Origin of the sequence: Nocardia exalbida NBRC 100660 (assembly GCF_000308575.1) — a bacterium.
Classification (GTDB): domain Bacteria; phylum Actinomycetota; class Actinomycetes; order Mycobacteriales; family Mycobacteriaceae; genus Nocardia; species Nocardia exalbida.
This window is the reverse complement of record NZ_BAFZ01000065.1, coordinates 1-19715: the sequence shown is the minus strand read 5'-3', so window position 1 is coordinate 19715 and position 19715 is coordinate 1. Positions and strand designations below refer to the sequence as shown.

The following is a 19715-nucleotide window of genomic DNA, read 5'->3' as shown; positions in this document are numbered from 1 at the left end:
GTGACGGCTGGTGCTGGGCTCCGGCGCCGACAGCCCTGAGGTCTGCGGGGTGTCCGGCGGGGTCGCGCCCGGCGCCACCCCGCCGCCCGGTTCCAGATCGGGGGTTTTCGCGGGATCGGGGTCCATCGCACTCATAGCCGCTCCCTATTCGCCGTCGTTGCCCGGCACCTCGGGTGCGCCGGGCCGTTTACCGGTCCTCTTCCGATACAGGATCACGGCGCCGACCAGCACCGCGAGCGCGAGAATCACCAACAGTTCCATGCCCGGGACCTACCCGGTATCCGCGCGCCCAATCGGCACGCGTCCAGCTATCGCCGGCCGTTCCGCACGAGGACATAGTGCCCGGCGGTCTCCTGGAACGCGACCGCCGCATCGATCGCCGCGTCGTCCGGGACGGGACCGCCCGGCGGGACGACGACCAGTTTGTCGTCATCGTCGTAGAGCCGGTGGACGATCGCGACGCAACGCCCACGCGCGAAAACCAGCGGTTCGGACGGTCCGAGATAGTAGGCGTCGAGCTCCTGCCCATCGGGAGCACGGGTGAGCGGCACGTAGCCGTAGTTGGCGAAGTAGCGGAAACCGCACCGCGGGTGACGGCTCCCGTAGGGACGGTCGATGACCAGATCCACCGTCCCGCCGAGGAATAGGCGCGCCAAGCGCAGCGACTCCGAATCCTCGAGCATCCCCCGGTCGGTCATCGACCTAGGCTACGGCAGCTCGATCGGGCCGTCGGGGAGGACCGCCCATACGGACAGGCACTGCGTCCACGGGTGCGGGCATTGCGTGCGGGCGTGGCCTGGAGGAAGGTGAATTATGTCCGGTGGCGCCACCGGGGCGCCACCCTGACAGGGCAGGAGGTGGCCCGTGTACGCACGTTCCAGCATCATCGCGGCGCGACCATCATCGATTGACGACGGGCTCGCATATCTGCGCGATGAACTGATGCCGAATCTGTCCGAGATCCAGGGGTGGGTCGGTTTGTCCTTGATGGCCGACCGGTCGACGGGACGCTGCATCGCCACGACTTCCTGGGAGAACGAGGAGGCGTTGCGTGCCAGCAGAGGACGCGTCCAGCAACTGCGTGAGGGCATGGCCCGGCGCCTCGGCGGGCGAGCCGAGCGCGTGGAGGAGTGGGAGATCGCGGTGATGCACCGTGACCACCCGGCAGGCAACGATGCCTGCACCCGCTGCACCTGGGTCCAGGTCGATCCGGCCCAGGTCGACCGGCTGGCCGACATGTTCAAGACGGAAGTGCTGCCGCAGACGGAGATGCTCGACGGATTCTGCAGCGCGAGCCTGTTCATCGACCGCGACAGCGGCCGAGCGGTGGGGGCGACCGTGTGGGAGAACCGGCAGGCGATGGACGACAGCCGCGAGCAGACCAATCAGATCAGGGCCACGGCGACCCACCGGGTGGGCGCCAACGTCCTGGAGGTGGGGGAGTTCGATCTGGCCTTCGCGCACCTGCGCGTACCCGAGATGGCCTGAAAGCACGGACGTCCGGCCGGAAAACGAGCCTTCCGGCCGGGTATCCGCGTGCCGCGCAGAGATAGTCGTCATTACCCGAGAGGTAATGGCCACGCCCCCCGCCCGTTCGTAGGATCGGGGCGTGAGTACCCCAACGGCAGGTGACCTGCTGCGACATTGGCGTCTGGAACGCAGGCTGAGCCAGCTGGAACTGGCCGGACGGGCCGACACCTCGGCGCGGCATCTGAGCTTCATCGAAACCGGGCGCGCCACCCCGAGCCGCACCATGATCGTGCACCTGTCCGAGCATCTGGAGATCCCGTTGCGCGAGCGCAACCGCCTCCTGCTGGCCGCGGGCTACGCCCCCGCCTACGCGCAACCCGGCCTGGACACCCCCGCGATGGACGCCGTTCGCGGCGCCATGCGCCAGATCCTCGCCGGTCACGAGCCCTATCCCGCGCTGGCCATCGACCAGAACTGGACGATGGTCGACGCCAACAGCGGCGTGTCCGTGCTCATCGCGGGCATCGATCCGGCACTGGTGACACCGCCGGTGAACGCTCTGCGCCTGAGCCTGCACCCCGACGGCATGGCAGGCCGCATCCGCAACCTCGCCGAGTGGCGCGGCCACATCTTCGCCCGCTTGGCGCGCCAAGCCGAGGTCACCGGGTCCCGGGACCTGGCCGACCTGCTCGAGGAGCTGCGGTCCTATCCCGGCGGCGAAGTGGAACTCGCCGTGCCCGAACCCGACCAGGCGGTGGTCCCGCTGCGGATCGACCACGACGGGAACGAGCTGTCGTTTCTCAGCGTCACCACGGTGTTCGGCACCCCGATGAACGTCACCGTCGCCGAACTGGCCATCGAGTCGTTCTTCCCCGCCGACGAGGACACCATGAAACGGCTCACCGCGGGCACCCGGTGAGCCGCGCGGCCCACCTGTCGGCGCTGCTGACCGTGCCCGTGCGCACCGTCACCGACCTCGGCGCCCATCACGCGTGGACACTGCACCGCGCCGAAACGGCCGACGGCCGAGCGCTGTTCGTGAAGGCGACGGCCGAGCCGACACCCGTCTTCGCGGCGGAAGCGGCGGGTCTGACCTGGCTGCGAGACACCGCGCCCGGCCCGGCCGGCGACGGCAACCATGCCATGGTGCCGGAGGTGCTGGCCGTCGACGACCGGATGCTGGTACTGCCCTGGCTGGAGGAAACCGGCCCGACCCCCGCGGCCGCCGAGCGATTCGGTCGCGAACTGGCCACCCTGCACACCCACCGAGCCGAGCGGTTCGGTGCGCCGTGGGAGGGCTGGATCGCGAGCCTGCCCCTGCCCAACACCCCGACCAGCGGACCGTGGGCGCGGTGGTACGCCGAATATCGCCTCATTCCCTACCTCGCCCGGGCGGCCCCGCATCTCGGCGAAGACGGAACACGCCTGATCGAGCGCGTCATCGATCGCATCGATGACCTGGCCGGGCCCGCCGAACCACCGGCTCGCATCCACGGCGATCTGTGGTCGGGCAACGTCCTGTGGACCCGGAAACGGGCGATGCTCATCGATCCCGCCGCGCACGCCGGCCACCGCGAGACCGACCTGGCCATGCTCGCCCTTTTCGGCATTCCGCACCTGGACCGCATCCAGGCCGCCTACCACGAGACCCATCCGCTCGCCGACGGTTGGCGAACCCGCACGCCGCTGCATCAACTGCACCCGCTGCTGGTGCACCTCGCGCTGTTCGGCGAGGGCTACCGCGCGCAGACCCTCGCCGCGGCCACCGCGGCGCTCGCGTCCCGGCCTACCCGCCGACCCGCGCGATGACCTTCTCCGCGAAGCGCGACAGGTTGGCGATCTTCGTCTCCAGCGGCTCGGTGTCCTGCTCGGTGGTGTAGGGCAGCCGGAAGCCGACGATCACGTCGGTGACCCCTTTGTCCTCGAGGCGTTTGATGCCGTCGACGGTGAACCCGTCCAGCGAGATCACATGCACCTCGAAATCCTTGCGGGTGCCGTACTCCGCGCGCAGGACATCCAATTCGGCCAGCAGCCGGTCCAGTTCGGCGCCGTCGCCACCGGCGTGCATCCACCCGTCGCCGCGCTGCGCGGCCCGGCGCAACGCGGGCTTGCTGTGCCCGCCGATGAGGATCGGCACCGGTTCGGTCGGCACCGGGCTGATCTTGATCGGCGGAATGTCGTAGAACTGCCCGTGGTATTCGAAGTAGCCGCCCGCCGAGAGCCCGCGCACGATATCGATGCACTCGTCCATCCGCGCGCCGCGCTTGTCGAACGGCACCCCCATGATCTCGAAATCATCCGGCCAGGGGCTGATGCCGACGCCCAGCCCGAACCGGTTGCCGCTCAGCGCGGCGACCGAGGCGGCCTGCTTGGCCACCAGCACGGGCGGCCGGATCGGCAGCTTCAGCACGAACGGCGTGAAACGCAACGTGGTGGTGACCGCCGCCATCGCCGCGCTGAGCACGAACGCCTCCACGAACGGTTTGTCCTCCAGGAATTCGCGGCTGCCGTCGGGGGTGTAGGGATACTTCGCGTCGGACTCCTTCGGATAGGCCACGCTGTCGGCGACCGCCATGGAGGTGTAGCCGGCCTCCTCGGCGGCTTTGGCGAGAGCGAGATAATACGACGGATCGGTCATCGTCTCGGCGTAGGTGAAGCGCATGGTGCTCGCCTTCCTGGCGCGTACAGCGCGCCGCGCGGGTCCCGGCGCCGGTGCCCGGGGATGGGCCGGCGCCGAGACGTGAGAGGAACTGCCGCAAGCGGAACCGGACGGCCTCGATGGTGTCGAGGCCGCCCGGTGGATCACCGCCTACTGCCATGGGTTGGTGAAGCCTTCCGGAATCAGGTGGTCGAACATCGCCCTCATCTCCCGCGAGAGCCGCAGCAGTTCGATGTACGAGCCGATCGGCCCACCGTCGAGGTAGGCGAACTCCATCCCGACGCCCTCGAACCTGCCCCGCGCGGCGATCTCGACGCCGGCCCGCGTGGCCTCGGCGAGCGCGGCGTCGTAGTCGTCGGGCACCCAGGCGGCGTGATGCAGGCCGGGACCGGAACGTGCCAGGTGCTCGGAATACAGGCTCACCCCGCCACGCGGCTCGATCAGCTCCAGTTGCTGACCGCCCGCGTAACCGAGCGCCACGCCGATCGTGTAATCGGCGGGTGCCCCGCGCAGTTCGGCGGTATCGGGCCCGAAACGGACCTCCGGGATGGTGAACCAGTCGCCGACTCCGTACCGAGTGCCGAACGCCCGAGTGGCCGCGGCCAGATCGGCCACCACCCAGCACAGTTGAAAGATCGGGCCGCCGGTGATCATCCCCGGCCCCCGAGGCGGCTCATCGGGCCCGGACACCATCGGTGGGCAGCCACCACGTCGGCGGCCACGACCGCGGCACCGGTGACCACCGCCACATCATCCACGCCGTTCAATTAATCATCTGTGTTTAACATCGTCAAGGCTCGTGTTTAGTACAGTGCGGATATGCCGAGCGACGAATCGCGCGCCGCCTTGCTCGACGCCGGGGAACGCCTCATCGCCGAACGCGGCGTCGACGTGCCGTTGCGCGACATCGCCGCCGCCGCCGGTCAGCGCAACAACTCCGCGGTGCACTACTACTTCGAATCGCGCACCGGACTGATCGAAGCCATCGTCGAGCGACGGATGAACCGGCTCGAACAGCGCCGCATGCAGTTGCTGGCCGCCCACGAAGCCGACGGCCGCGCCAACGACGTGAACACCCTCGTCGCCATGCTCGCCACCCCGATCCTAGAACTGCTCGGCCACGACCGGGTGACCCATCTGGGCCGGTTCCTGGACGTCGTGCGCACCCACCCCGTGGTGGCGGACGCCCACCGCCTCGCGGGCGCCGACCGCGCCGCCGTCCGCATCATCACCACCCGCCTGGACGCCGCGCTGACCGGGCTGCCGCGGCGCCTGCGCAGACAGCGCCTGGAGACGATGGCCACCGTCATGTTCGCGTTGATCGCCGACTACGAGCGCACCCTGGAATCGGGCGTCCGCACCGCCCACCCCGGAGACGCCGCGGAAATCGTGGACATGATCGTCGCCATGCTCACCGTGCCCGTCCACGACCACCCAGCCGCCGCCCCGCGCCGCTGACACCGGCGCGACCGGATACCGGCACGGCCGCCTCAACCCCACGTCCGCCGCGCCCCGACGCGGTTCGCCGGGACAGCGGCCGGATGCCGATCGGCTTGCGGCTGCGCCGCTTCCGGGAATCTGCGGTGCAACCGGTCGATGAAGCGGCGCACGGCACACAACTCGCTGTGCAACTCGTGGCGTGCGGCGGGGTCGCCGCGGTAGGAGAATTCGATATCCCGCGCCAATGTCTGGGCTCGCCGGGTGAGCAACTCCAAGAAGACCCGGGCCTGGGCGAGGTCGGCGTCTTGTTCCATGCGGTGGCCGATCTGTCGTTCGATTACGGTGTCGGTCGCCCAGTACTCCCCGTGCCGCGGTCCTCGGCCGATCGGAGCAAACTGATGCTAGCCGAGCCCCTGCCCCACAGGTGCCGAAAGGGAACCGTCTCTTGGCTATCGCGTGGCGACTCGCCATCCCGCTCCCGGCGTATCGTGATCGTATGGGCGTCATCGGGGAGCTGTTCCCAGGTAAGAAGCTGACCCACGAGGGCAGCGAGGACAGCGACGGACAGGCCTACACGCCGCGGTTCGACATCGATCTCGACACCGGCGTGGTCCGGGTGCCGCGCGCGCAACCACCCACCGCCGGCGACCAGCCGGAGCGGGCATGACACTTCGGATCCCGCTCGCGCGGAAAACATCTCGCTGATCGCAAACCGTTACCTCGCCGGTGTGCGCCGGTAGCGTCGCCGCAATGGGCAATGCTGGTGGGCGGCGGCGGCCGCTGAAGACCGTCACGGGAGTCAGCGGCGCGGTCAGCGTGTACGCGGCGGCCATCGATCCGGACGCGACCACGGTCGCGTCATCGATCGAGGTCGCCAAGATCGCCGAGCGTCACAAGTTCGACGCTCTGTTTGCCGCCGACCTCCTGAGTTTCGGTGCGCAGGGTGCGATCGGCGCGCAGGAACCACTGATCTTCCTGTCCGCGTTGAGCGCTGTGACCTCGCACGTCGGGCTCATCGCGACGGTGACCACCACCTTCCACCACCCCTACAATCTCGCCCGGCTCTTCGGCACCCTCGACCACATCAGCAACGGCCGCGCGGCCTGGAACGCCGTCACCTCCTCGGTGGGCGAGGAGAACTACGGCGACCAGGAACTGCCGAGCCCCGAAGACCGCTATGCCCGCGCCACCGAATCCCTCGAGGTGGTCAACGCCCTGTTCGACAGCTGGCGGCCAGGCGCCCTGAGCGCCGACGGGCACGGTGGCGCGATCCTGGACCCCACCCGAGTGCGGCCCATCGAGCACACCGGCCGGTACTTCACCGTGCGCGGGCCGCTGAACATCCCGCCCCTGCCGCAGCGCAGGCCGGTCCAGTTCCAGGCGGGGCAGTCGGCCGGCGGCATCGAACTGGGCGCGCGGTTCGCCGAAGTGGTCTTCACCTCGCTACCGACCCTCGAAGACGCGGTGACCTACACCAAGCGCATCCGCGCCCGCGCGAACGAACTCGGCCGCGCCGACGGCCTGCCGTTGATCATGAGTTCCTTCCACGCCACCTACGGCGCCACGGAATCCGAAGCCAGGCGCCTGGCGCGGGAACAAGCGGAGGCCACCGACTTCGAGGCCGGGCGAGCCGCCCTCGCCGACATGCTCGGCGGCGGCGTCGACCTGTCCGGCCTACCGCTGGACAAGCCCCTGCCGGAGAGCCTGCTGCCCGACGTGACGTCCGTGCAGCGCAGACGCGGCCGCGTGGAGATCTTCAGCACCTTCGCCCGATCGGGAAAAACACTGCGCGAGCTCATCATCGCCGCCAAGGACACCGGCCACTGGGCGGCCGTCGGAACACCCGAGCAACTCGCCGACGCGATCGAAGAACGCTACGACGCGGGCGTCCTCGACGTGATCTCCCTCGGCGGACTCGCCGACGAACGCACCCGCGACTTCGTCGTCAACGGACTGCTGCCGGAACTACGCCGCCGCGGCATCGTCGGCTCCGACTACGTCGGCGCGACCTTCCGTGAAAACTTGGAACTTCCCCCGCTACCGGACTGACCGCCCGAGGCGCAGCCACACCCCTCGGCGAGACGAGCCCGCAGCATTTTCGCCATCGAGGTGGTGGGCCTGATCCCGCGCGTTGTGGCCGTCCGGACGCGAGCACAGCCGCGGGACAGGCGAGCCGTCGACCGCTACCGGGTGAGCACCGGCGCCGAACGGTGAGCCGAGGTTCCGCTCCCCGGCGGGTTCGTATTCCGCACCCAGGTGACGTTGGCGATGAGGTCGTCGTCGAAGACCAACTCGTCCCACAGCACCCGCTCGGCGGCATCCGGCGTCGGCTGCGCGACCGGACGGGGCGCCTCCGCGGCCGCCGGAGGCGGCGTTGTCTCGCTCGGCAGCGGCGTCACCAGCCAGGACAATGCCCGCATCGTGCCGAGTCCGTAACGACGGGCGCCCTGCGCGACGGCGGCCACCGCGGCGGCGGAACTCAGCACCCCGGCGAGCAACGCCACGGAGGTCAGTCCGGCGCCTGCCATCCGCTGCTCACCGGCGCCCGAAACGGCCGTGCCGTCCTCGTCGAAGATCCGGCGCAGCCACCCCGAACCGAAACCTTCACCCGGATCGATCAGCGTCCGCAACTCCGGCCCCTTGGCATCCAGGTACAGCAAGCAGATGAGCACCAGAACCGTCACGGCCACACTGGATCCCATCACCAAAGCGGCGAGCGCACGGGAGCGCGACCGCACCTGCGCGACCGCGGCGAACACGGTGACGACCGCCGCGGCGGCGGCCAGCAGGCCCCAGGCGCCGCTGATGTTCATCTCACGGAATTTCGACACCGACCACTCGTCGAAACCGTTGGTGACACCGGTGACCCGGCCGAACGCGTCCGAACGCGCCTCGCCGCCCGAACCCGACGCCGACAGCCACGGCTGGAACAGCAGGGCGAACGTCACCGCATTCGTGGCCGCGGCGAACAAGAAGCCCCAGTCCACTCCCCGTGGTGGCGTCGCGCTTCGTGCCGGGCGTCCGGAGCCACGGCTCCGGCGGTGTCGCGCTTCGGTTGCCTGCCAGGGGGTTGCTTGTACCATTGCTCCAGTTTCGCCGGTGCCGCATGAATTCCGCTGCCGCCCAAAGCAATAACAATTAAATTGCCTGAAGGGTGGAAAACGCGGCACATCAATGAGATGAAATTCGATCGGGCGTCATCGGCCATCGACGGAATTCACCGTAAGCACCGCGGCGACACCGGGCAAGCGTGATCGATGTCCCACGCATCACCGCAGCTCCCGCCGCATCCGACCGCAGAGTGACCCAACCGGTGAGTAACATTTCGCGCACAGCGTTGAACTCGGCCTTCACGGTTTCGCCGCGACAATTACTTGCCCGGCGCAACCGAATTGCTGTGACAGGCCTAACAAGTGCACACTGCGACGTCGGTCACAAACCTGCACCACATCCGGTGAAACATCCGAAAAATGGAAAACGCGGTGCCGGACCGTATTTCGATCAGCACCCACCCGTAGCGGGTCGAGACCACGACCCGCCGCCGCTCAGCGTCCTTCCGCCGCCGCCCGCGCGTCGGCGACCCCACGGGCGATCTCCGCCAGGCGCTCCGCCGGAACCTCGACCGCGCCCTCGGCATCGACCAGCACCGCGGTGGGATAGAGATCGCGCAGCAGATCCGGGCCACCCGTCGCCGTATCGTCATCGGCCGCGTCGAACAGCGCCTCCACCGCAAGACGCAACGCCGCCTGCTCATCGATATCGCGGTGATAGGTCTTCTTCAACGACGACCTCGCGAACACCGACCCCGAACCGACCGCCGTGTAACCGAAACGCTCCTCCTGCCGGCCACCCACCGCGTCGTACGACACGATCCGCCCCGCCCGCTGCGGCTCGGCAGCGTCCAGGTCATAACCGACCAGCACCGGAATCACCGCCATGTCCTGCAACGCCGCGGGCAGATTCGCGCGCACCATCGCCGACAACTTCGTGGCCTTGCCGTCGAACGTCAGCGGAGCCCCTTCGATCTTCTCGTAATGCTCGAGCTCCACCGCGAACAACCGGATCATCTCCAACGCCATCCCGACCGTGCCCGCGAAACCGGCCGCCGAATAGGTGTCGGTGACGAAGACCTTCCGCATATCCCGCGTCGCCACCAGATGCCCCATCGTGCCCCGGCGGTCACCGGCCACCAGCACACCACCGCGATAACTGATCGCGACGATCGTCGTCCCGTGCGCCGCGGCGCTGTCCACACCGCCGCCCGCCTCGAAACCCACATCGGGCAACAACCGCGGCGCGTACCGGCGCAGAAATTCCGAGAAGGACGCCGCCGGGTACTGCAAACCGAGCGGCAGGTGACTATCGGTCGTCATGATCACCTTTCCGGGCGGACGCTGCCCCACCCGCGAACGCGACACGTGCACTCCCGCCGACGTTACCGGAACACCACCACCGCTAGGCCACAACCGGCATCCGCCCACCCGCGGCCCTACGCCGGGTCGTCCCCGGCGCAGGTGTCGGGCGCATCGATCCGGACACAGGGGAGCGGAGCCCGCGTCGGCTGATAATCCGGCCCCACCCCACCCGCGCGGATCAGCCGGACATACGCATCGACCGCGTCGGTCGGGCGGCGCGCCAACGTCGGATCGGTCAGCACATCGACCGTGTAGAGCCCGAAACGCGGCGCGTACGAACCCCACTCGTAGTTGTCCGTCAGACTCCAATAGTTGTAACCGATGACATTCATCCCGTCGGCCTTCGCCCGCTGCAGCCAATACACCGTGTCCCGCAGATGATCGGCGCGGCTGTACCCATCCGGACGAACCTGCCCGTTCTCCGTCGGAAGACCGTTCTCCACCACATACAGCGGACGCCCGGGGAACTGGCGCGCGTAATGCCGCAACGCGTAGTAGATACCCTCCGGATGCACCGGCAGCTCCCACATCGCAGGGCCTCCCTCCGCACCGCCCTGCGCCGACTCACCCGTCTGCGGCAGCGGAGCGAAGTAATAATCCACACCGATGAAATCCAGCTTCGCCGAGATCCGATCCACGATCGGCTGATTCACCTCCGTCTCCGCACCGGCCACATAGCCCAGATTGCTGGTCACCTGCGCATCCGGCCGATAACCGTGGATGACGTCGTAGATCTCGTTGTGCGCCAGCGCGATCCGATCCAGCATCACCGGCGCCTCGTCGACACCGATCCCACCCGTCCGCAACTCCGTGCCGACATACGCGGCAGGCTCGTTGAACGTCACCCACAGCGGATCACGCGAGGCATACCGGCCCACCACCTTGCGCATGTTCGCCAGCCAATCCTCGACCATGCCCGGGTTACGCCACCCGCCCCGATCCAACGCCCACCCCGGATACACCCAGTGATCCAAGGTCAGCATCGGCCGCATCCCCGCCGCCAGAATCCGCGCGATCACATTGTCGTAGAACCCGAACGCCGCCTCATCCCAGGCATGCGGCGCCGGTTGCAGCCGCGCCCACTCGATGCCCACCCGATAGACCCGCACCCCCAGACGCGCCGCCAGATCGATATCGGAGAAATAGCGGCGCGCGAAGTCCACCGAATCCCGATACGGATCCGCCGTCCCACCCGCCGCGATGAAACGCGACCAGTTGCTGTCCGGCGCATGACCTTCGGACTGGAACCCCGACGACGCCACACCCCACAGGAACTCCGCATCGAACGCAGGCAGCACCAGACTCGGCTGAGCAGCGGAAACACCCGAAGCCATCAGCACCGCCGCGGCAGCCGACAGCGCGGCGAACCCGCGCCGGTGAGTGCGTGTACGCATCGCCGTAGCGTAGCTGCCAGATTGCTGGCTGCCCGGGCAGGAAATCGCGTGTCGCCGGTCGCACAACCGTCACGATCCGCGCTCACGCCATCCGCGACCGCCGCGCCAACTCCACCGTCGCCGCCCGCAACTCCTCGACCGCGTTGATCCGCTCCGCGTACCCGACCCTGGTGCGAGCCACACCCCGCGGCGTCACCACCCGCAAATCCAAACCGTATCGATCGGCACGCTCACAACTCGCCCCCGTGGCATCCGGGTACCCGCCCAACCGCCGCGCCATCGCCAGCAACGCCTCGGCATGATCATCGTTGAGATGCGCCACCGCCCGAGCCGCCACCGGAATCACCGGATCCGGCTCCGCCGCCGCATACTCCTCCGCACTCGCCGAATCCATCCGCCCATACCCGCCGACCCAGCGCACCCGCCGCACCCGCAACACCCACAACGAGAAATCGCTGTAGTCGATGTACATCCGCCCCGCCGCCACCGCCGCCAGATACGCCTCCCTCGCCGCGACCGCCTCCCCACCCACCGGCCGCTCCACCACACCCGACAGCGTGATCCGCGCCCCCGCCAACGGGTCCGCAGGCGGATCCGGCGCCACCATCGCCAAGCTCGCCCGCCCGTCCGCGGCCAGATTGCGCCCGTGCTCGGCCAGCCGCGACACACACAACACCGGCTGCCCCGCCACCAACCCATACGTCACCAACGACGCCCACGGCGAACCATCCTCGGCCGAACTCGCCAGCGTCGCGGTATTCACCGACGCCGCAATGGTTCTCGCCTCCTCCGCAGCCGAAGGTCGAGCCGGAGACAACACCGGCGCCAGCGGCGGCGGCACCGAAGGCCCGTCACCAGGAGCACCATGATCGACAGTCATGCCCCCATCCTTCCAGCGCGTCCAGGCGAAACGCCGCACAACCTCCCACGAGCGAAGCAATTGACCGAGCGCATCCGCCGCCGATCGACCAGACTTGCCCAGTGACCAGATACGCATTCGACGCCGACCGCGCCGCCCTCGTCGCCACCTGGGCGACCGGACGAGGCGACCTCGCCCAGACGGTGGCCACCCTGCCCCCGCAGGTGACCAAGGACCAGGCAACCGATCTGGCGTCGAACCTCACCACCCTCTCGCGGTTCCAATGGCGCACCTACACCCACCCGGCCAGCGCCGCGGGCGACCCCGACGTCCCCAACAGCGAAGCATGGCGCCGCGCCGAAGAACGCCGGAACTTCAAAGAAGTCGAAGCCGGACTGCGCAGCCCCCATCTGCCCACCGACGAAGGACTGCTCGTCTCCTACAGCGGCGTCGTCGAATCCGCCCACCGCATCGGACGCACCCTGCACGACATCGACGACGACGCCCTGCTCGACACCATCGCCGCCGAAGTACGCACCGAACAGGAAGCCATCGAATCCGCCGAACGCGGCGACCTCTCCGGCCGCGCCCGCCAAGCCGTCGAACTGTCCCGCCCCGACGTCTCCCCGGCCCAGGTCCACGCCGCCGACGCACTCCTGCGCGCCGACCCGCTCGGCAGCATCGAACTGTTCACCGAACTCGACCCCGCCTCCGCCTCCGTCGCCGCCGCGCACTGGCTCTACGCCGCCGCCGAAGTCGCCGGAGAGGCCGCGAGCGTACCCACCACCGATGTCGTCGCCGAAGCCGACGACATCGAAGCACTCCAAGTCGAGACCCCCACCCTCGTGCTCGAACGACTCGCCGCGGGCGACACCCCCACCGAAGTCGTCCTCGAACTGATCGCCGAAGCGATGGCCGTGCACGAAGGCCGCGTCCCCGCCCCGTGGAGCCTCGTCGCCCGCGTCGCCGAAATCGAAACCCAAGCCCACCGCTTCGGCGTCGACGCCGACACCCGCGAGGCGATGCTCACCGGCTTCCGCATCAGCCGCCTCGACCCCGCCCGCCCCGCCCTCGACCTCCTGGAAGACCTCCTCGACGGCATTCGCGGCTGCCTGCTGCTCTACGCCGCCAACACCGACCACGCCGACCCCGAATCCCACTTCGCCGAAGACGTGCGCCTCGAAGCCGACGCCGACCCCGAAGACCTCCTCTGAACGCCCGGGCGGGACACGGCCGCGCCCTGTCCCGCCCGAGGATCGCTCAGCAGGACACTTCGCCGGAAACCGCCGCCGCTTCCGAAGCCAACCAGGTGCGCAGCGCGCGGTAGACCGCATCATGATTGAGCAACGTGAAGTGATGCGCCGACGCGAGATGCATCCCCTTGTCCACGTCGAAGCCGATCCGACGCGTCCGGTTCCGCCCGCCGCCGCTCGGTGTCAGAACCAGCCCGTCACCGATCACGCGGCCCAGCGGATGCCGCGGACTGCGCGTGACGGTAGCCGTGACGAAATAGTGCTCCGCACTTTTCAGCAGCGGCACCTCGCGGATCACCCGGCGGCGCAACGCGTCGGCATCCAGATCCCGCCAATCCTCGTCAACCAACGAGCCATCCCGAAGATCACGAATGCCTGCGCTGCGACGACGCAACAGCCGCCCGAACGGCCGGGTCTCCGGCAACCGCACCAGCGCCGCCGACGCGTAGTGCACCAACTGCTCCAGCGGCGCGCCCATATGGGGTGAACCAAGACACACCACCTGCCGCACCAGCCCCACCCACGGCACCCCGGTTTCGCTCGCCACGAAACACGCGCCCCGCGCGACCAGCCCGCCCATCGAATGACCCACCAGCGAAACCCGTTCCACCGGCACCGGCCACCGCTCGACCAGGCATTGCATCAGTTCGCTGAACTGTGCCGCGTTCTCCGAGATGTGCAGACCGCTGTTGTACCGGACCTGTAACGCCGTGCAGCCCGTATCGGACTCCAATCGCTCGGCATAAGTCGGCCCGCCGCCCAACCGCCACCCGTGCTCGGTCTCCACCAACCCGTGCAGGAAAACCACGATATGCGCACCCGGTCGCCGCACACGCGCACCGACCAGCTCGGCGGGCACGGGAGCGCCGTCGATCCGGAAGGTCATCGGCCCGGCCAGAATCGGTCGCTCCCGCTCGAGCTCGTCACCGATGAGTCCCTGCACCGCGGCGAGCAAACCAGACCCGTACACCGTGCGTGACGGCGCGGCCCCCGGCAGATCCGCGGTCCGTTCGGCGACCATGCCCGCCGCCACCGCCGATCCGCTGACCACACGATAGACACTCTCGGCGATCGCGTCGTGCATCAGCTCGACCGGAGCCGCCGCCGGGCCGACGCCCCAGCGCACGGCCGCGAACACTCGCCGCGCGATCGCGCGGTGCACGGCCGCGATCCCATCGACCGCTCCGCCGAGTTCGTCACCGGCCAGCCGGGCCAGCGCCCTGACCTCCGCTTGCCGTCGGCTCGCCTCTTCCGTCATGGCATGAGTGTACAAGTGTGCACTGAAAAATTGGGCTGAGGAGTCCTACGGCACTCGCGACACGGCCACCGCCCGCTCGGTGAGGCTGCCCAGATACAGCACACCGTCCTGCTCGACCACGCCGGTCACCATCGAATAATCGGTGCCCTCCATCTGGAGGTCGTGCACGACTTCACCCTCGAAATCGACCGCCATCACCCACACCGTCCGCGCCGGCTTCGGCTGCACCCACTCCGGCAGCGTCCACACGATGCGCCGCAGAATGCCCGGAAGTGGAAGGAGGCGGTCCAGCAGCGGATTTCGCGGCGAAGGAAGGGTGATCCAGATCAGGCCGTCGCTGCCGAGCCCCAGGTTGTCGGGGAAACCCGGCAGATTCTCGATCAACCGTTCCTGCGTGCCCGCCTTCGGGCCGGTGAGCCAATAGCGCGTGAGCCGGTAGCCGCCGGTCTCCGCGACGACGACACTGGAACGATCGGGCGCGAGGACGACGCCGTTGGCGAACTGCAGATCGTGAATGAGCGTTTCCACCTTGCCCGCGGGATCTCGCCGGAACAAGCGACCGGTACCGGAGTGCTCCAGAATGTCGCCCATGTACTCGTCGAGTGAGTACCGGCGCGACGACGCGGAGAAGTAGATCGTGCTATCGGGATCGCGCACGACGTTGCTGGCGAATCGGAGTCGCTCCCCGTCGATCTCGTCCACCAGTACGGTCAGCGCGCCCGAAGTGTCCAGCTCCAGCAGTCCACGCTCGAAATCGCAGATCAGCAGACGTCCATCGGCGTCGGCATGCAGACCGAGCGGGCGCCCGCCGGTGTTGGCGAGTTCTCGTACGTCTCCGGTCGCCGGATCGATGCTGAGAATCGCACCGCCCGCTACGCCCGCGATGATCCTGCCGTCGGGGGAGAGCACCACATCCTCCGGTCCGGCGCCGGGCAATTCGAGACGCCGTACTCCCGGAAGGGGAGGGGCACTGCGGCTTTGACGTGCCCGAGCAGGGGAGGGCGGCGGCGTCCACCGCTGCGGCTGCATGGTCGAGGCGAGCATGGCATCAGGGTAGCCCCGTGAGTGCGGAGTTCCGGGGGAAACGATGCCGGGCAGGCGAGCCCGCTTCGGCGGAAGTGGTTGTCGAGGCTATCAACCATCAGCTTACGTAGATATGCTCATCTAACAATGTAACTCCCACCGGCCCCGCCCAGCTCCCCAACGCTTAAAACCAGCAAGGAGAGGAAGGGGCGAGGAAACGGATCCGGCGGTGAGCTACGTGAAGCGGGTTCGCCCGGGGTCGCGCTGCTGCCAGTGGTGTGTCGCGACTTCCTCGCCGGAGTCGGGACAGGCAACGCCTGGACAGCAGCGCCGAGGTATCAGGGCTGGTGCGTGATGGTGTACCAGAGGATGGCCAGTGTGCCGAGCGTGAACAATGGTGCCACGATGAAGGTTTCGACCTTGTTCCCGGTGCGATCGATGAGGGGAAGGCTGACGCGGAGGTCGAAGGGCCAGAACAGGCGGCAGCCACGCTCGGTGAGGCAGTCGCCGATCAGATGGGCCAGTGCGCCCAGCCCCACCGCGAACGGCAACCAGACCGGCTTGTCGGCGATCCAATGCTCCATCGCGAAGGTGCCCGCGGAGGCGAGCGCCACGATCGGACCCCACGCCTTGAAGTTGTTGCCGGACGGGCACAGATGTAGTGCGCGCACGGCCAGGGCCAGGAGGAAGAAGACCAGGCTCAGGGTGAACCAGCGTCCGAGCCAGTGCTCGCCGGCCCAGGTGCCGTAGGCGACGGCCGCGACGAATGCCAAGGAGTGGGTGGCACCGCGATGGCCGCCCGAGACCCAGGAGATCAGCTTGCACGCAGTGTGCGTGATCGGACCGAGGGCGTGCGAGATCGTGCCCTGGGGGTGGTCCGCATCGGGCAGCAACGCGGCCCCGGCGGTGAGAAAGACCCCCAGCAGCAGATCGACGGTACCGAGATGTCCCGTCGCATCCTGGAGAGCCGGAAACGTCAAGATCGTTACCGGCAGCGTCGCCACTGCCGCCGACCAGGCCAACGCGCCACTGGTCGCATGTGAATGTCCAAGCACCATTCGAACGTTAGTTCAGCTTGCTATGGGTTCGCGAATGCCGTTGTCGCGCGGGGGAGCAGCCTGGTGCGGAGGCTTTCCTCGACTGTGATGAACTAGGGGAGTGCTGGTGCGGTGCGGCGCCCGTAAAGCTCAGGCGCGAAGATGTGGCAAGGTGCCATCGAAGCTGACCAGTCGCTGACTGTTTCATCAAAGTCCCGCATCCCAGCCGAACCGAAGAAAGATGGCGGTACGCTCCTATGCATATCTATACATACATAACACCTGTCAGCACGTAGCCCGAAGAATCCAACCCATCCAAAAGAAGCATAGAGCCGGGGGCAGCCCCGGTAGTCCGGGGCAATCTGGATAACAGATGATCTCGCTAGAGGACGTCGCCGATGGCGACTGTCGCCGCGGCCATCACCCGGCGTGCGAGTTCCGGACAGTCGATCGGAGCGGTGGTGTCGACAATGACGACCGGAGCGAGCGCGAGAGGTTCGGCCAATCGCGCCCATCGATCCCAATCCTGCGCCAGATGTGCATCGTCCCGGTAGAGATCGGCGCGCGTGCGGCCGCGAAATCGCGCGCGGGCAACCTCGGAGGGCACCGCGCACCAGACCTCCACCGCGCGTGTTGCGCCGGAAATCGCGAGCCCGGTGGCGGCATAGCGCCTGTCGCGCGGCTTGAACCACCAGGAGTCGACCAGGACCACGCCGGGTAGTGCGGCGGCGAGCGCCCACCCCGCCTCCATCGCGATCGCGCCGATGTTCGGCAGCACAGTGCTGTCGTCGAGCCCGGAATCCAGAGCTTCCTTGATCAGGTCTTTGGAAATCAAGTGCGCGCCGAGTTCCCGTGCGAGGGGCGCGGCCAATGTCGACTTGCCCGAGCCTGGGAGGCCGTTGACCATGATGAGTAGCTCGCAGATGTGACACGACCTCCTGAGCGGCCCGTGAATGCCGGGCTCTGCGAATGACGTACAGCGGTGACCGCCGGAGGTTCGACCGTCAGGTCGTGATTCTTGTTGCCCGACAGCATGGTCGGCAAGACCTCTGAACGATTCGGTTCGGCCCGGGGGACGGGGGAGTCGCCTTGCCGGTGCCCCGCCGGTGAACCGATCGCTGGATGTTTCCCAGAACTGGGGATCTGGGCGATCACTGCGCGCCTACGCTGCATCGCGTAGTACGACCTGATCGATTGCCCGCTCTAACTCCGAGTTTCGGGGATTGATGTGGCAAATGTCTGGTTTCGAGCAGGTCGGCTCGATCAGCGGTAGGCCATGTGTAGGAGGTTGCGGTGGGTGAGGGGCGCGGAGTTCATCTGTGCGGCAGTGTCCCGTTGACGGATGCGCGGACGGTCTTCTCTGAAGCGGCGCGGCGGATCGGTCCGCACTTGAAACGCATCCCGGACGGTGAGACCGGGATCCGGGACAACTGGGTGGTGTGGCAGCTGCCGAAGATGCAGGCGCATCCCGACCTGGAAACGGTTCCGCCGCCGAGCCCGGAGTACGGGCCGAGCGAACGGGTGCAGCCCAAGCCCGGCGTGGACGCGGCGTCGATCGACTTCGGTCCGCTTGGCTACGCGGAGGCAGCTCTGGACTCCTGGCGGGTGTTCCGGCAGCTGCGCGGGGAGGGGACGATCCCGGCGGGCATCCGGTTCCAGGTGAGCTTGCCGACCCCTATCGCGGTGATCGGGGCATTCGTCGCGGGACCGCAGGGGGAGTTGGAACGCAGATACGAGGCGCGCCTGCTCGACGAACTCGCCGCCATCGTGGCGGCGATCCCGGCCGAAGACCTCGCGGTGCAATGGGATGCCGCGGTCGAGTTCGCCATCTTCGAGGGGATCTTCCCTTCATGGTTCGGGTCGGACTACGCGACACAGCTCGACGAAGTGGGGCAGCGGCTCGTCCGGCTGGGTGCCGCGGTGCCCGAAGCGGTCGAACTCGGCTATCACCTCTGCTACGGCGATTTCGGTCACCGTCATTTCACGGAGCCCACTGACACCAGCCGGCTGGCGGCTGTCGCCGCCCGGATCGTGGCCGGGCTGGACCGGCCGGTCAACTGGCTCCACCTGCCGGTCCCACGCTCACGTACCGACGCCGACTATTTCAAGCCACTCGCCGACCTCGTCCTCGCCCCCGAAACCGACCTGTACCTGGGCTTGGTGCACGCCACCGACGGCCGTGCGGGGGCGTTGGAGCGCATCGAAGCCGCCCGTTCCGCGGTCACCGCGTTCGGCATCGCCACCGAGTGCGGTATGGGACGCCGTCCGGCGGATCAGATTCCCGCTCTGTTCGATCTGCACGCGGAGCTGGCGGAGATCTTGGCCTGAGTTCGAAGACCTCGGCGCCGGACCACGTTCGGGGTTGGGTCCGGCGCCGAGACCGGAATCCGAGATTCGGTCCGACCGCAATACAGTGGGGTCGGCAAGGGTGCCTGGGCGCGCGATCCTGGGCGCGCGATATCGAATCAGGGGGAGTTGCATGCAGGACCTGTACGTCGTGAGTCACCCGCACGCGGAGCACACCGAACATGATCTGGTCGGTGGATGGTATGACTCGGAGTTGACGCCGCGCGGTCGGCGCGACGCCCACCTTGTGGCAGCGGAGTTGGTGCGACGGCGTGAGGGAGCGATGCGGCCGGTGCGGATCACCACGTCGGATCTGGCTCGGTGCACCGAGACCGCGCAGATTCTGGCGGCCGCGCTCGGCGTTCCGGTTGCGGCGGATCAGCGGCTGCGGGAGATCAGCTTCGGGGAGGCGGGCGGTCGACCGAACGCATGGCTCGCGCAGCGCCAGGTCCCCGCGCCGGATCATGATCGGCTCGACCATCGCGGTCCTATCCCTGGGGCGGAGACGCGGCGTGAGGTCGCGACCCGTGTGGAGGCGTGTGTGCGTGAGTTGATGACCGA

At 68.2% G+C, this 19715-nt stretch carries 22 protein-coding genes; 9 read left to right on the top strand and 13 right to left on the bottom strand.

Going from position 1 to position 19715, the window contains the following annotated elements; genetic code table 11:
* A partial coding sequence (locus tag ON29_RS37115) for a DUF6480 family protein (protein ID WP_245548979.1) occupies window positions 1-135 on the bottom strand: 135 nt, incomplete at its 3' end.
* A gap of 173 nt (window positions 136-308) precedes the next feature.
* The gene (locus tag ON29_RS16040; RefSeq protein WP_085994891.1) at window positions 309-698 is read right to left on the bottom strand and encodes an inorganic diphosphatase; all 390 of its coding nucleotides are present in this window, start codon (window positions 696-698) and stop codon (window positions 309-311) included.
* Window positions 699-864: 166 nt separating this feature from the next.
* Here ON29_RS16040 and ON29_RS16035 point away from each other — a divergent pair, with 166 nt between their 5' ends.
* The 3 genes from ON29_RS16035 to ON29_RS16025 all read left to right on the top strand — a co-directional run bounded on the left by ON29_RS16035 (window position 865) and on the right by ON29_RS16025 (window position 3279).
* On the top strand, window positions 865-1488 hold the full coding sequence (locus ON29_RS16035) for a hypothetical protein (protein WP_040867112.1): 624 nt from the start codon (window positions 865-867) through the stop codon (window positions 1486-1488).
* A 121-nt stretch (window positions 1489-1609) separates the two neighbouring features.
* Complete coding sequence (locus tag ON29_RS16030) at window positions 1610-2389, top strand: helix-turn-helix domain-containing protein (RefSeq protein WP_040867110.1); 780 nt, start codon at window positions 1610-1612, stop codon at window positions 2387-2389.
* Window positions 2386-3279, top strand: a complete 894-nt coding sequence (locus ON29_RS16025) for a fructosamine kinase family protein (RefSeq protein WP_051175274.1) — start codon at window positions 2386-2388, stop codon at window positions 3277-3279. Before ON29_RS16030 ends, ON29_RS16025 begins: the two co-directional genes overlap by 4 nt.
* Here the strand turns inward: ON29_RS16025 and ON29_RS16020 are convergent.
* Window positions 3257-4132, bottom strand: coding sequence for a TIGR03619 family F420-dependent LLM class oxidoreductase (locus tag ON29_RS16020; RefSeq protein ID WP_040867109.1), 876 nt, complete (start codon window positions 4130-4132; stop codon window positions 3257-3259). The two genes, ON29_RS16025 and ON29_RS16020, sit on opposite strands and share 23 nt — an antisense overlap.
* Window positions 4133-4279: 147 nt before the next feature.
* Window positions 4280-4783, bottom strand: coding sequence for a VOC family protein (locus ON29_RS16015; protein ID WP_040867108.1), 504 nt, complete (start codon window positions 4781-4783; stop codon window positions 4280-4282).
* Between the two features lie 165 nt (window positions 4784-4948).
* Between ON29_RS16015 and ON29_RS36605 the strand changes: the two genes are divergently transcribed.
* Window positions 4949-5587 (top strand): TetR family transcriptional regulator, encoded by a 639-nt coding sequence (locus tag ON29_RS36605; protein WP_051175273.1) that lies wholly within the window; start codon window positions 4949-4951, stop codon window positions 5585-5587.
* Window positions 5588-5619: 32 nt separating this feature from the next.
* Here ON29_RS36605 and ON29_RS16005 read toward each other — a convergent pair whose 3' ends face one another.
* Window positions 5620-5883, bottom strand: coding sequence for a hypothetical protein (locus tag ON29_RS16005; RefSeq protein WP_040867107.1), 264 nt, complete (start codon window positions 5881-5883; stop codon window positions 5620-5622).
* Window positions 5884-6065: 182 nt separating this feature from the next.
* Here ON29_RS16005 and ON29_RS36460 point away from each other — a divergent pair, with 182 nt between their 5' ends.
* Both ON29_RS36460 and ON29_RS16000 read left to right on the top strand, forming a co-directional pair.
* Complete coding sequence (locus ON29_RS36460; protein ID WP_169332581.1) at window positions 6066-6236, top strand: hypothetical protein; 171 nt, start codon at window positions 6066-6068, stop codon at window positions 6234-6236.
* Between the two features lie 83 nt (window positions 6237-6319).
* Window positions 6320-7618 carry an NtaA/DmoA family FMN-dependent monooxygenase gene (locus tag ON29_RS16000; protein WP_040867106.1) on the top strand — a complete coding sequence of 433 codons (1299 nt, stop codon included), beginning with the start codon at window positions 6320-6322 and terminating at the stop codon, window positions 7616-7618.
* A gap of 134 nt (window positions 7619-7752) precedes the next feature.
* Here the strand turns inward: ON29_RS16000 and ON29_RS15995 are convergent, their stop codons facing one another.
* The 4 genes from ON29_RS15995 to ON29_RS15980 form a co-directional block, all read right to left on the bottom strand.
* The gene (locus ON29_RS15995; RefSeq protein ID WP_040867103.1) at window positions 7753-8556 is read right to left on the bottom strand and encodes a hypothetical protein; all 804 of its coding nucleotides are present in this window, start codon (window positions 8554-8556) and stop codon (window positions 7753-7755) included.
* Window positions 8557-9114: 558 nt separating this feature from the next.
* The gene (prcB, locus tag ON29_RS15990; RefSeq protein ID WP_040867122.1) at window positions 9115-9942 is read right to left on the bottom strand and encodes a proteasome subunit beta; all 828 of its coding nucleotides are present in this window, start codon (window positions 9940-9942) and stop codon (window positions 9115-9117) included.
* A 116-nt stretch (window positions 9943-10058) separates the two neighbouring features.
* Window positions 10059-11378 carry a family 1 glycosylhydrolase gene (locus ON29_RS15985; protein WP_040867102.1) on the bottom strand — a complete coding sequence of 440 codons (1320 nt, stop codon included), beginning with the start codon at window positions 11376-11378 and terminating at the stop codon, window positions 10059-10061.
* An 82-nt stretch (window positions 11379-11460) separates the two neighbouring features.
* Window positions 11461-12258 carry a HugZ family pyridoxamine 5'-phosphate oxidase gene (locus ON29_RS15980; RefSeq protein WP_040867101.1) on the bottom strand — a complete coding sequence of 266 codons (798 nt, stop codon included), beginning with the start codon at window positions 12256-12258 and terminating at the stop codon, window positions 11461-11463.
* Window positions 12259-12359: 101 nt separating this feature from the next.
* On the opposite strand from ON29_RS15980, the gene ON29_RS15975 reads away from it, so the two are divergent.
* Window positions 12360-13451 carry a hypothetical protein gene (locus ON29_RS15975; protein ID WP_085994890.1) on the top strand — a complete coding sequence of 364 codons (1092 nt, stop codon included), beginning with the start codon at window positions 12360-12362 and terminating at the stop codon, window positions 13449-13451.
* A gap of 46 nt (window positions 13452-13497) precedes the next feature.
* On the opposite strand, the gene ON29_RS15970 is transcribed toward ON29_RS15975, so the two are convergent.
* The 4 genes from ON29_RS15970 to ON29_RS15955 form a co-directional block, all read right to left on the bottom strand.
* Window positions 13498-14748 carry a lipase family alpha/beta hydrolase gene (locus ON29_RS15970; protein WP_051175272.1) on the bottom strand — a complete coding sequence of 417 codons (1251 nt, stop codon included), beginning with the start codon at window positions 14746-14748 and terminating at the stop codon, window positions 13498-13500.
* Window positions 14749-14793: 45 nt separating this feature from the next.
* Window positions 14794-15792 carry an SMP-30/gluconolactonase/LRE family protein gene (locus tag ON29_RS15965; protein WP_245548978.1) on the bottom strand — a complete coding sequence of 333 codons (999 nt, stop codon included), beginning with the start codon at window positions 15790-15792 and terminating at the stop codon, window positions 14794-14796.
* A 317-nt stretch (window positions 15793-16109) separates the two neighbouring features.
* Window positions 16110-16829 carry a metal-dependent hydrolase gene (locus ON29_RS15960; RefSeq protein WP_245548977.1) on the bottom strand — a complete coding sequence of 240 codons (720 nt, stop codon included), beginning with the start codon at window positions 16827-16829 and terminating at the stop codon, window positions 16110-16112.
* A 361-nt stretch (window positions 16830-17190) separates the two neighbouring features.
* Window positions 17191-17715 carry a P-loop nucleotide/nucleoside kinase family protein gene (locus tag ON29_RS15955; RefSeq protein WP_083863583.1) on the bottom strand — a complete coding sequence of 175 codons (525 nt, stop codon included), beginning with the start codon at window positions 17713-17715 and terminating at the stop codon, window positions 17191-17193.
* Between the two features lie 386 nt (window positions 17716-18101).
* On the opposite strand from ON29_RS15955, the gene ON29_RS15950 reads away from it, so the two are divergent.
* Complete coding sequence (locus ON29_RS15950; protein ID WP_040867099.1) at window positions 18102-19136, top strand: hypothetical protein; 1035 nt, start codon at window positions 18102-18104, stop codon at window positions 19134-19136.
* Window positions 19137-19287: 151 nt separating this feature from the next.
* Window positions 19288-19715 (top strand): histidine phosphatase family protein (locus ON29_RS15945; RefSeq protein WP_040867098.1); only part of this gene is annotated, 428 nt, incomplete at its 3' end.

Bases quoted from the DNA above. Each gene is read 5' to 3' on its own strand.
- ON29_RS16040 (WP_085994891.1), bottom strand. From the start codon at position 698: ATGACCGACCGGGGGATGCTCGAGGATTCGGAGTCGCTGCGCTTGGCG.
- ON29_RS16020 (WP_040867109.1), bottom strand. From the start codon at position 4,132: ATGCGCTTCACCTACGCCGAGACGATGACCGATCCGTCGTATTATCTC.
- ON29_RS16015 (WP_040867108.1), bottom strand. From the start codon at position 4,783: ATGATCACCGGCGGCCCGATCTTTCAACTGTGCTGGGTGGTGGCCGAT.
- ON29_RS36605 (WP_051175273.1), top strand. From the start codon at position 4,949: ATGCCGAGCGACGAATCGCGCGCCGCCTTGCTCGACGCCGGGGAACGC.
- ON29_RS16005 (WP_040867107.1), bottom strand. From the start codon at position 5,883: ATGGAACAAGACGCCGACCTCGCCCAGGCCCGGGTCTTCTTGGAGTTG.
- ON29_RS36460 (WP_169332581.1), top strand. From the start codon at position 6,066: ATGGGCGTCATCGGGGAGCTGTTCCCAGGTAAGAAGCTGACCCACGAG.
- ON29_RS16000 (WP_040867106.1), top strand. From the start codon at position 6,320: ATGGGCAATGCTGGTGGGCGGCGGCGGCCGCTGAAGACCGTCACGGGA.
- prcB (WP_040867122.1), bottom strand. From the start codon at position 9,942: ATGACGACCGATAGTCACCTGCCGCTCGGTTTGCAGTACCCGGCGGCG.
- ON29_RS15985 (WP_040867102.1), bottom strand. From the start codon at position 11,378: ATGCGTACACGCACTCACCGGCGCGGGTTCGCCGCGCTGTCGGCTGCC.
- ON29_RS15980 (WP_040867101.1), bottom strand. From the start codon at position 12,258: ATGACTGTCGATCATGGTGCTCCTGGTGACGGGCCTTCGGTGCCGCCG.
- ON29_RS15970 (WP_051175272.1), bottom strand. From the start codon at position 14,748: ATGACGGAAGAGGCGAGCCGACGGCAAGCGGAGGTCAGGGCGCTGGCC.
- ON29_RS15965 (WP_245548978.1), bottom strand. From the start codon at position 15,792: ATGCTCGCCTCGACCATGCAGCCGCAGCGGTGGACGCCGCCGCCCTCC.
- ON29_RS15960 (WP_245548977.1), bottom strand. From the start codon at position 16,829: ATGGTGCTTGGACATTCACATGCGACCAGTGGCGCGTTGGCCTGGTCG.
- ON29_RS15955 (WP_083863583.1), bottom strand. From the start codon at position 17,715: ATGGTCAACGGCCTCCCAGGCTCGGGCAAGTCGACATTGGCCGCGCCC.